Genomic DNA, 11,276 nt, shown 5'->3' on the forward strand with positions numbered 1-11,276 from the left:
TTTATTAACGGATACCTTTGAGCGGCTGGCTAAAACAGTGGCGATTTCAGACTGAAATTTCCGCGGCGATAATCTATATTTCATACAGTTAGCGATGAAATTGCGCTGGCGAGGCATTGAGAAGGGCATTAAAAAACCGCCCGTAGGCGGCAGTTCACTTACTAATTAAGATACTTATTGAGCGTCTCATTAATCACCTTATCCAGCTCTTCCTGCAACTCTTTTGACTGGCGATTAAACTCGTAGCTGAACATGCGTCCGCGCGTTTTCTTACGCGCAAAGCGGTCTTTATCGGCGAAACTCCATAATGGCGTCGCCACGGTTTTATCTTTTGCCGGTGACTGAATCAGCGTCTGGCTACCGTTACGCACTAAACGCAGAATGCCATTCTTAACTTCGTCTTCGGCCAATCCATCGCGCGCGCATACGGTATCAACATCCATACCGATAGTATCGATCAAGGCATCAACCGTTTGTCCGGTTTCCTGCAGTTTCTCATACGCCTGCAACAGCGATTTATAATCTGGATAGGTCAGCTCAGAATGATTCGGGAACAGCGTCACCAGCTCGAGCGGCACGCTCGCAGCCTGCAATGCACGCGTTACTTTGGCCTGCGATAAGCCTTCGCTTTGCGCAATCTCTTTCTGCGACAATCCACTTTCTTTAAGCGATAGCAGACGCATGCCCACTTCACGCAGATTGTGCTCGCGCGCGGTCTGAATATCCTGGGCTAAACGACGCGCTTCTTCCGCCGAGATAGCCACGTCTGTGACCAACACATCAAGCCCAGTTTTGCAGTGCAGAGCCGCTGCACGACGACGTGAACCATCGAGAATCTCAATGCGATCGTCACGCTTTACGCCAATCGCCGGGAAAAACTGCTGTAATTTGATGGTGCGAATGATGTCGCGCAGCGATTCTGGCGTCAGGCCAGACTGATCGCGGCCGTTGGTTTCCATCTTAACGAAGGTTTTCTCTTCGATTTCCTTCGCCGGGATATGCTCCAGCGTGAACAGGGCGCGTTTACCCGTCGCCAGAATAAATGTCTGAGAATGGCCATCGGCGCTTTCTTCAGTCTGCAATGGTGTCTGGCTGAAGGTTCGGCCAATGGTGATTCTTTTTGCGCTCATAGTAACCTCAGTTCAGGCGAATGAATTCAATGCGGTCAAATACGGCTTTCGCGAAATCTTCCGCCGCTGAACGCGCATTCTTTAAGGCTTCGGTGCTGCCCACGTAGGTTGATGGATTGGCTGAGATAACCGTATCAAACGACTCTCCGCAGCGCTCAAAGCCATCCAGACGCGGCAACGCAGCATCAAGCATATCGCCGCCAAAAATCTCTTTCGCCAGGCTGTGACACAGCTTGTGATCCGCTTTATTCGACAGTTTAGACATAAAGCCAATGTTGCCCTGCAAACGGCAGGCTGCTCCCGATTCTTCAATGATGCCAATCAACTCCGGCAAACGCGTTAAGTACTTCAGCGTGGAGTGGAAATCCACCTGCGCGGGCGGCACTGGCGTCATCAGCAGGTCTGAAGCAGCAATGGCGTTCTTCAGGAAGGCATCAAGATGCGGACCGCTGTCGATAAAGATAAAGTCGTAATCTTTCTTCAGCTTGGCCACTACATTGTCATACAGCACCGCATGGATGTTTTGATCGGGCAGGTGAGCAGCACACAGCTCTTCCCAACGCGAGGCAATAAAGGCGTCATCAATTGACGCCGGCAGCACATCGACGCCCGGAATAATCGACGAAACGATAAACTCGTTGAGCAACTCTTCGCGGCTGACGTTCTGTAGCATCGCCTGTGCGGCGGTCGCTTCTACTAATCCCACTGAACGTTGATGGTTCAGGAACATGGTGGCGGAAGATTGCGGGTCCAGATCGATGACCAGAATACGCAGATCTTCAAATAGCAGATGCGGATGCGCACGTAATGCGTGTGCCAGCGAAACGGTAGAGACCGTTTTCGAAACGCCGCCTTTGAGGTTGCCAACAAAGATGCTAAAGGCTTCATGGTGGCGATCGCGGTACTTGGGCACACCGCGATGGTGATAGATATCGATGATGTTCTGAATCGACATCGCATACTTGGTTGAGCTGCCCGCTGCACGCTTATCGAACGGATAACCATTTTCTTCCATTTCGTTGACAGCGTAATCCACGCTCGCACGCGTCAATTTGGGCAGTTTGGCTAACGCCGCTTTAGCGTAAACCTGATAGAACGTGTTTTCCCGCAATTCTTCTTTCTGCGCCTGAATCTGTTCAGTCAGGCTCATCAGCATTCTTTCTGAACGCTGTGCGACCTTCAGAACTTGCTTCTCATCGTTAGCCATACTTGCTCCACACATGTAGGATTTATGACTTTATACATAAATCCAGCACACGAGGCAAATATATCTCTTCTGCTCAGGAACAATAAGTTATGTGAAAACACCTTGATTAAGAGCGGTTTAACGCAAACATTCACTGTAATCAGCGTTCGTAATTTAGTCATCCCGGTTTTTTGTTCAATATTGAACCGCTGAAATCTTGTTCAAAGGCCCAAAGATTCACTGTAATCAGTAGCCGGTTTCTACTCTGTATACTTTTAAACAGAGAAAAGAGAAGGGGGCTTGCGACCAAAATTGCTGGAACATTCACTGTAGTTAGTAAGCTGATAAGCGTCGTAGATAAACGTTCACTGCAATCAGTAAAAGGTTCACTGTAATCAGCGAGCGGTGGCTGAAGATTCACTGTAATCAGTAGATGATGCCTGGAAGTAAAAAGCAGGCGAGAGAGCAACGATAAGTACCAAGCTGCTTAGATATTCACTGTAATCAGTAAATCCTGAAGACGTTTTCACATAACGCCAACGTTCACTGTAATCAGTAAAAGCCTTGTACTCTTCATCTGCAAAGATTCACTGTAATCAGTAGACGTTATCGCACTGCGATAAACTGTTCACTGTAATCAGTAAGTCAATTCGGCCTGACTGAGAACATTCACTGTAATCAGTAAAAGTTATGACGCTGTAAAGAACGTTCACTGTAATCAGTACAGCCAGACAAGCATGATAAGACGAACGTTCACTGTAATCAGTAGAGTGTTATTTGCCGACAAGCTGATATGCCAGGAATCTCCATATGCGATACAGCGAAATATCCATAATGTCGTCAACAACATTCACTGTAATCAGTAAAAGTGCGCTGTTGATTTAAACACCCAACGTTCACTGTATTCAGTAAAAAAACGACGCGCTGAGCGAGTTTGTTTCATGATGCAAACCTGACAGGGCAGGGGACGAGTTGGTAACGTTCACTGTAATCAGTGACAGCGTGACATGTTGTTCAAGCGGCATATGAGCGTCAGTACGAACGTCTCTCGTTTCAGTGCACTGTAGTGAGAAGACAGACCAAACGTTCACTGTAATCAGCATAGTGACCAACCCTGTCACTTTTACTGGCTGTATTCACAGTCAAACTGCTGATTACAGTGAATCCGTTTGAGAAAGGCTTTTTTAATACTTATAAATCATTAATTTGCATTTGAACGTTCACTGTATTCAGCATGCAGCGCTGTGATTAGCATTCACTGTAATCAGTGAAAGCGAGCGATCGAACAAACGTTCACTACGATCAGTAAAAAGGCAGTGAAAAGGGAATCAGAGTGAAGGGTTACCGCCCTTGTAAGTACTCACTATCTTTAAAAGTAGCTTAGAAAGGGCACAACGCCATTGAAGACATCGCAGAAGACATGGCAAAAGCAGAAGGCTTCTGATTACAGTGAACGTTGCTGATTACAGTGAATGACGCGAGGACAGCTGATTGCAGTGAATGTTAGCGGAAGAGCATGTGTCACTTTTGCTCAAAAAGTGACACAGCTTGAAGGGGATTACTTATTACAGTGAACGGGCAAGATCACTCTTCAAACTCGATATCTTCCAGCGAATCGATACTTTCAAGATTGCTGATGCCGTCGAGTTTTGGCGTCCTGCTGTGGATGATGAAGAACACTGAGCGGCCGCGTTTCACTTCCGAATAGTCGAGATAGCCGATCTCTTTGAGCTGCTCCATCGCACGTCGCACCACGTGGTTTTGCGTGGTGGTTTTCGAGCCCAGGTTTAAACGCATACGCAAACGCGCCAGAGAGATGGGCGCCGGATTCGTTGGCAAACTTTCGAGATAGGTATATAGCGCCTGAGCCGATTCTTTACGCTTCAAACGCGAAATGGCTCGCAGCTGCAGTAACACTTTATGGTCGAAATTATAGAGCTCGAACAACTTTGGATCGGCCTGGATACGCACCAGATCCTTTTCACGATCGTAATACGCCGATTGCACAAGGTGAGTGTGATAGGCTTTGCCATTACCTTCAAAGGACAATGTATTGGTCGCAATGCGTCGCAGAGAGGCATCTAAGCGCTTACGTAGCGCAGCCGAAGAGTTTGCCGAAGGGATCCCGCACATTTTAACGAAATCGATAAACGGCAGCGTCACGGTGTCGCCCTTTGAGGGATAACGCGAGAAAGACTGAATAATACCGGCCCAGGTTTTGAAATCATTATCCATGTCCAGCCTTGCGCCGGTAATGGTAATTTTTTCATAGCCTTCCGATTTCACTAAAGAAAGGTTCTTTAGCTCTTTCGTTGCATCGGTCGATGCCATCGCGCCTGATTTACCGCGCGCGGTGGACTTCAATGTAGGAACAAACAGACCCAGGCGCATTAAAGCGACCGGTTGTACGGTGTTATTTTTATTGGGGTGGAGTTGAATAACTTCACCGCTGTTTTTTGTCACCGACAGAAAAGGCTCGAGTAACGCCTTGTTTTCACTCTCTTTATCTGCCATAGCCTGAGATCTTCATTCTGTGGATGAAAAGGGTCGTTTTCTGATTACAGTGAACATTAACACTGTTTATAGTGAACATTCTACTCTCTATAGTGAATAAACTACTGACTCCAGTGAACACTTTACTCATTATAGTGAACGCGATCACCTTCTGAGCCCTTGTGGGGTGCGGCCTGCGACGATCGGGGATCTCTTAGGATCTCTTTAAGATCTCTATATGATCTTTCTTTAAGATCTATTCACTGTATAACTTAATAACGCCAGGACTCACGCGGCTTTAGACCGATAAAACGTTTAAAACAGCCCCATTGCAATAACATCCCCTTTGATCCCACCAAATCATCAGTTATATGCGATCTGGATCCTTCTATTTCTCCATAAATGAACAACTTCCTCATTATTATTCATTTTTAAGAAACTACATCCCGGCGTAAAGTGAACTTCATCGAACATCACATCACTTATGACGAGGACATCTTTCATGACTGACAACGTTATCTCCCGTAACCCGACTACCGGCGAAATCCTCGCAACCTATCCGCTGCAGAGCGCAGCCGAGTTGGAAACCGCATTGCAGCAAAGTGCTGATGCCTATGCAGAATGGCGCTATATCGCGATGCCGCAGCGAGTGAAAGTGCTGCGTCAACTGGCTGAACAGATCCGCCAGCGTCAGGATGAGCTCGCAACCATGGCCACACTGGAAATGGGCAAACCGATCGCTCAGGCACGTGCTGAAGTACTGAAATGCGCCAATCTGTGTGACTGGTATGCAGAGCATGGTCCGGCGATCCTGGCCGACAAACCAACGCTGGTAGAAAACCAGCAAGCGTGGCAGTCATTTCGTCCGCTCGGTGTGATCCTTGCCGTGATGCCATGGAACTTCCCTTACTGGCAGGTTCTGCGCGGCGCAGTCAGCATGTTGCTGGCGGGCAATACCTACGTGCTCAAGCACGCACCGAGCGTAATGGGATCCGCTAACCTCATGAAGTCGCTGTTTGACGCCACCGAACTGCCTAAAGGCGGCTTTACCGTGATCAACGTCGATAACGATGGCGTTTCGGCCGCGATCAAAGATCCACGTATTGCCGCTGTAGCGGTAACCGGCAGCGTGCGTGCAGGCGGTGCAATTGCAGCGCAAGCCGGTGCGGTACTGAAGAAAACCGTGCTGGAACTGGGCGGCGCAGATCCTTTCATCGTGCTGGCGGATGCAGACCTGGATGCTGCAGTAGCCTCAGCGGTCACAGGACGCTATCAGAACACAGGACAGGTCTGCATGGCAGCCAAGCGTTTTATCATTGAAGAAAGCGTCGCAGAAGCGTTTGAGGCGCGTTTCAGCGCAGCGGTGCAGGCATTGAAGATCGGCGATCCTTTGGCAGAAGATACCTACATCGGACCAATGGCGCGTTACGATCTGCGTGACGAGCTGGATAATCAGGTGCAGCAGACCATCAAGGAAGGCGCACGTCTGGTATTAGGCGGCCATAAAATTGACGGCCCAGGCAACTATTACGCCCCGACGATCCTCGCCGATGTCACGCCAGCCATGACAGCTTTCCAGCAGGAAATCTTTGGCCCGGTCGCAGCAATTAGTGTCGCTCGTGATGCACAACATGCCCTTGAGCTGGCGAACGACAGCGAATTCGGGCTGAGTGCAACAGTGTGGAGCGGCAACGAAGCGCTGGCCAACGAACTGGCGGAAAAACTCGAGACCGGCGCGGTATTTATCAATGGCAATGGTGCGTCAGATCCGCGAGTTGCGATTGGAGGCGTGAAGAAGAGCGGCTATGGTCGTGAACTGTCGAGCTTTGGCGTCCACGAATTCTGCAATATTCAGACGGTATGGAAAAACCGCCGCTAAACATCACAGGGCGCGTTAGTCGCGCCCTTATTCCTATCCTCCGCCTCCAGATACCTCGCATCTCATACCGTTGCCCATCATTTAAAATGTTGTGGACCAGTTCAAAAAATCCACCAGTGGTATTACAAAGGTATTATATCCGGTGTTAGATTTGCCTCCACCTACACCGGGGAGTCCTTTTAAATGAAAACAACAATCCCAAAACTGTCTTTTATGATGTTTCTTGAGTGGTTTATCTGGGGCGCATGGTTTGTACCGCTCTGGGCATTTCTCAGCAAAAACGGCTTCTCGCCGGTTGAGATCGCCTGGTGTTACGCCTGTACTTCGATAGCCGCCATCCTGTCGCCGATCCTTGTCGGATCGCTGGCCGATCGCTTCTTCCAGGCGCAAAAAGTGTTGTCACTGCTGACGATCGTCGGATCGATTCTGATGTTCTTCGCAGCCCAGCAAACCCACTTCGGCGGTTTCTTCCCGCTGCTGTTGCTGTATGCACTCACTTACATGCCAACCATCGCCTTAACCAATAGCATCGCTTTTTCGCACGTCGCGGATGTGGAGCGTGATTACCCGCGCATTCGCGTCATGGGCACCCTTGGCTGGATCGCGTCCGGCATCGTTTGTGGTTTCCTGCCGCCGCTGCTGGGCTATGGCGATATCTCAGCCAGCAACGTGCCGTTATTGATCACCGCCGCAAGCTCGCTATTACTGGGCATTTTTGCCCTGACGTTGCCCGCCACCGAGCCGAAAAGCACCGGCAAATTCAGCCTGCGCGTCGCGCTTGGTCTGGATGCGCTGCATCTGCTGAAGGATCGTAGCTTCCTCGTGTTCTTCGTCTGCTCCTTCCTGTTCAGCATGCCGCTGGCGTTTTACTACATTTTTGCCGAAGGCTATCTGACGGAAGTCGGCTTACCGCACGCCACCGGTTGGATGACGCTCGGCCAGGTTTCGGAAATCTTCTTCCTGCTGGCGCTGCCGTTCTTCATCAAACGCTTTGGCATCGGCAAAGTGCTGCTGCTGGGATTAACCACCGCCGCACTGCGCTACGTGTTCTTCGTGTTCGGTGGCGATCAAAACATGCTGACTTACGGCTTGCTGTTCATGGGCATTCTGCTGCACGGCGTCAGCTACGATTTCTACTTCATCACCGCTTACATCTATGTTGATAAGAAAGCGCCAGTGGCGATGCGTAATGCTGCGCAAGGGCTGATCACGCTGGCTTGTCAAGGCATCGGCAGCCTGCTCGGTTATCGCCTTGGCGGCTATCTGATGCAGGAAATGTTCGCCTACGAACAACCCCGCAACGGGCAGACTTTCAACTGGGCCGGCATGTGGATGTTTGGCAGCGTGATGATCGTAATGATCACCATCGCCTTTATCGTCCTGTTCCGCGACGGAAAAAAACGCAGCGATGAACTTACCGCTTTCGAAAATTCAGCAACCGCTGACAGCCATAAATAAGGGATTTCACCATGACGATGACAACGCAAGAAAAACGGATTTTAGGCGCGTTTTACGGCCAGGCGCTGGGCGATGCGATGGGCATGCCATCGGAATTGTGGCCGCGCTCACGCGTGAAGCAGCACTTTGGCTGGATCGATCGCTTCCTGCCCGGTCCGGCTGAGAACAACGCTGCCTGCTACTTTGGCCGGGCGGCCTTTACCGATGACACTTCTATGGCGCTGGCGTTGGCTGATGCGATCGTCACTCACGATGGCGAGATCAACGCCCAAACCATCGGCGCGAATATTTTGCAGTGGGCTGAGTCGTTTGATGCCTTCAACAAAAACGTGCTTGGACCGACCTCAAAAATCGCGCTCAACGCCATGAAAGCCGGCACGCCGGTGTCGCAGCTGGAAAATAACGGCATGACTAACGGCGCAGCGATGCGTGTGTCACCGCTCGGCTGTCTGCTGCCAGCACGCGATTTACCGGCATTCATCGATGCCGTCGCACTGGCGTCGAGCCCAACGCACAAATCGGATGTCGCGATTTCCGGCGCGACGGTGATTGCGTGGGCTGTTTCACGCGCCATTGACGGTGCCAGCTGGGCAACCATCCGCGATGAACTGCCCGCGATCGCACGCGCGGCACAGGAAAAGCGTGTCACCACCTTTAGCGCGTCGATGGCGGCACGCATCGAACTGGCGTTAAGCGTGGTCGTGCAGGGCAGGGGCGTGGAATCCACCATGCAGCAGATTTACGATTTAGTAGGCACCGGCACCAGCACCATTGAATCGGTACCGGCGGCGATTGCGATGGTTGAATTGGCCGAGACCGATCCTAATCGCTGCGCGATCCTTTGCGCTAACCTCGGCGGCGATACCGATACCATCGGCGCGATGGCGGTGGCCATTTGCGGCGCGCTGCACGGCATCGACAGCATCGACGTTGCCTTGAAAGCCGAGCTGGATGACGCTAACGGGCTGGATTTCACCCGTTATAGCGCTGCATTCACGCGTTTCCGCCAGCAGCGCGAGGCCGCTTATGTTGACGCCTGATGATCTGCAGAGACTTGAAAGCCGTCTGCCAGTGCTTGTGATTGGTGCGGCGGTAGTGGATGTGATTGCTGATGCTTACTCGTTGCCCCATCGTGGCAGCGATATTGAGCTCCACCAGCAGGGCGTCAACGTGGGCGGCTGTGCGCTGAATGTGGCGATTGCGCTGCACCAGCTTGGCATCCCGTCCATCAATGCGCTGCCGCTCGGCAACGGCACTTGGGCCAGCATTGTGCGGCAGAAGCTGACGGAATATGGCATTCACAGCGTGCTGGAAACGGCGAAAGGCGATAACGGCTGGTGTTTAGCGTTAGTGGAGCCCGACGGTGAGCGCAACTTTCTGTCAGTGAGCGGTGTGGAAAATCAATGGGATGCAGCGCTGCTGAACACGTTGCCGCAGCCGGCCAATCGCTGGATCTACCTTTCCGGCTATCAGCTCACCAGCAAAAGCGGTGATGTGCTGATCGCCTGGCTGGAGCAGCAAAGCCAGCCGTATCAGCTGCTGGTGGATTTCGGTCCGCGTCTGGCGGATATCGGTGATGCGCAGTTCGAACGCGTTATGGCGTGCCATCCACTGATTACAGTGAACATACAGGAAGCCGAACTGCTGTGGCATGAACGTTTGAATCAAACAGAACCCATTGATGCGCATCAGTTAATGACGTGCTGGCAGCAGCGATTCGGCGGCGCGATGGTGGTGCGACTTGATAGCGAAGGCGCCGGTTTCGTTAACGCGGAAACACAGGGCTGGATGCCGGCGCTGCCGACAAAAGTGGTCGATACCATCGGCGCAGGCGACAGCCACGCGGGAGGATTACTGGCGGGATTAACGTCGGGTTGGTCACTGGCAGAAAGCGTCGCGCTGGGCAACGCGGTGGCATCTTATGTGGTGTCACAACGCGGCGGCGATTGCGCGCCCGATCGCGCCACACTAACAGCTTACTGGCAACAGCGCCTTACTCCGCAATAAACACATACATATCGCTACGACAATAGCTAATGCTGTACTCCAGCGGATTGCCCTGCGCATCTAACGCCAGCTGCTTGATCACCAAAACAGGCACGTTGTCGGGCAGGGCGATCTGCTGCTGCAGCGCCTCATCAGGCATGCGAGCACTCACTCTACTTTGCGATTTTACCGGCAGAATTTGTTGCTGGTGGAAATAGTCGTACAGCGAAATGCCAATCTCATCCGCATTAGTGATATAGCGCGCCGGTACCCAGGATTCTTCCACCGACACCGGTTGCTGATCGACATAACGAATACGTTTCAGCAAATACACTTCGCTGCCTTTGTCCAGCCCCAATTTCTCAGAGATTGCTGTGTCGCATTGGATTTTGCTTTTATTAATCCACACGGTATCGGGCTTTTTACCACGCAGCACTGCTTGCTGGGACAAGCCTTTCGGCTCTTTAAGCGAGTACTCGAACTGGCTGCAGATCTGCGTACCGTAGCCACGCGAGCGCAATACCACGCCCTCTTTTTCCAGCGCGTCCATAGCTTTACGCACGGTAATACGCGAAATGCTCAGCGACTGGCTGAAGTCACGCTCACTCGGCAGGATCTCTTCATGCACTAACAAACCATCACGCACCGCATCTTTGATCGCAGTGGCAAAGCGTCTGTACAGGGGCGTGCGGCTGTCATCAGCAAGGGTAGAAGTAAGCCGCGAAAATAGTGGAGTTTGGTCGGTCATAGTGGGCGGATTCACTTATCCTGGTAAGCGGCAGAACGTCTATGATACTGATATTTCGACGTTCGCGAAGCACTCGATGAGTATGAATATCACGAATAATCACTTTAAAAACAATAAAAGCCCCATTGGGGCTTTTAGGCATACACCCGACTCAACGCTCATCAAACGGCACGCCGCCTTTCGACTTATGATGTTTTGGCGTTTCGATGATGGAAACCGTTACTGAATTAGCATCGATCTCAAACGAATCAGCCACCGCCGCGGTGACGGCTCTCAACAACTTCTTTTTCTGCTCAATCGTGCGACCTTCTGCCGCATACACAACGATTTCTGGCATCTCTGCTGCTCCATAAAGTAAACGTTCGTTTTCAGCATAGCGCAGCAAAAGCACTGCAC

At 51.4% G+C, this 11,276-nt stretch carries 9 protein-coding genes; 4 read left to right on the forward strand and 5 right to left on the reverse strand.

What is annotated here, in order from left to right:
• Positions 1-161 precede the first annotated feature (161 nt).
• The 3 genes from FCN45_RS21125 to FCN45_RS21135 all read right to left on the reverse strand — a co-directional run bounded on the left by FCN45_RS21125 (position 162) and on the right by FCN45_RS21135 (position 4,830).
• Complete coding sequence (locus FCN45_RS21125; RefSeq protein ID WP_137387153.1) at positions 162-1,130, reverse strand: ParB family protein; 969 nt, start codon at positions 1,128-1,130, stop codon at positions 162-164.
• 7 nt (positions 1,131-1,137) lie between these two features.
• Entirely contained in the window at positions 1,138-2,337 is a 1,200-nt protein-coding gene (locus FCN45_RS21130) for an AAA family ATPase (protein ID WP_008109176.1), read from the reverse strand.
• Positions 2,338-3,900: 1,563 nt separating this feature from the next.
• Positions 3,901-4,830: a RepB family plasmid replication initiator protein gene (locus FCN45_RS21135; RefSeq protein ID WP_007886110.1), complete on the reverse strand. Its 930-nt coding sequence runs from the start codon at positions 4,828-4,830 to the stop codon at positions 3,901-3,903.
• Between the two features lie 481 nt (positions 4,831-5,311).
• Between FCN45_RS21135 and FCN45_RS21140 the strand changes: the two genes are divergently transcribed.
• From FCN45_RS21140 to FCN45_RS21155, 4 genes are all read left to right on the forward strand, one after another.
• Positions 5,312-6,688: an aldehyde dehydrogenase family protein gene (locus tag FCN45_RS21140; protein WP_137387154.1), complete on the forward strand. Its 1,377-nt coding sequence runs from the start codon at positions 5,312-5,314 to the stop codon at positions 6,686-6,688.
• 183 nt (positions 6,689-6,871) lie between these two features.
• Complete coding sequence (locus FCN45_RS21145) at positions 6,872-8,146, forward strand: nucleoside permease (protein ID WP_137387155.1); 1,275 nt, start codon at positions 6,872-6,874, stop codon at positions 8,144-8,146.
• 17 nt (positions 8,147-8,163) lie between these two features.
• Positions 8,164-9,186 (forward strand): ADP-ribosylglycohydrolase family protein, encoded by a 1,023-nt coding sequence (locus tag FCN45_RS21150; RefSeq protein WP_210421295.1) that lies wholly within the window; start codon positions 8,164-8,166, stop codon positions 9,184-9,186.
• Positions 9,173-10,153: a PfkB family carbohydrate kinase gene (locus tag FCN45_RS21155; protein ID WP_137387157.1), complete on the forward strand. Its 981-nt coding sequence runs from the start codon at positions 9,173-9,175 to the stop codon at positions 10,151-10,153. Before FCN45_RS21150 ends, FCN45_RS21155 begins: the two co-directional genes overlap by 14 nt.
• Here FCN45_RS21155 and FCN45_RS21160 read toward each other — a convergent pair.
• Both FCN45_RS21160 and FCN45_RS21165 read right to left on the reverse strand, forming a co-directional pair.
• The gene (locus FCN45_RS21160) at positions 10,140-10,880 is read right to left on the reverse strand and encodes a GntR family transcriptional regulator (protein ID WP_137387158.1); all 741 of its coding nucleotides are present in this window, start codon (positions 10,878-10,880) and stop codon (positions 10,140-10,142) included. The genes FCN45_RS21155 and FCN45_RS21160 overlap by 14 nt on opposite strands.
• A gap of 151 nt (positions 10,881-11,031) precedes the next feature.
• On the reverse strand, positions 11,032-11,217 hold the full coding sequence (locus tag FCN45_RS21165; protein WP_008109189.1) for a tautomerase family protein: 186 nt from the start codon (positions 11,215-11,217) through the stop codon (positions 11,032-11,034).
• Between the last annotated feature and the right edge of the window lie 59 nt (positions 11,218-11,276).

The organism is Pantoea sp. SO10, assembly GCF_005281435.1.
Lineage (GTDB): Bacteria > Pseudomonadota > Gammaproteobacteria > Enterobacterales > Enterobacteriaceae > Pantoea > Pantoea leporis.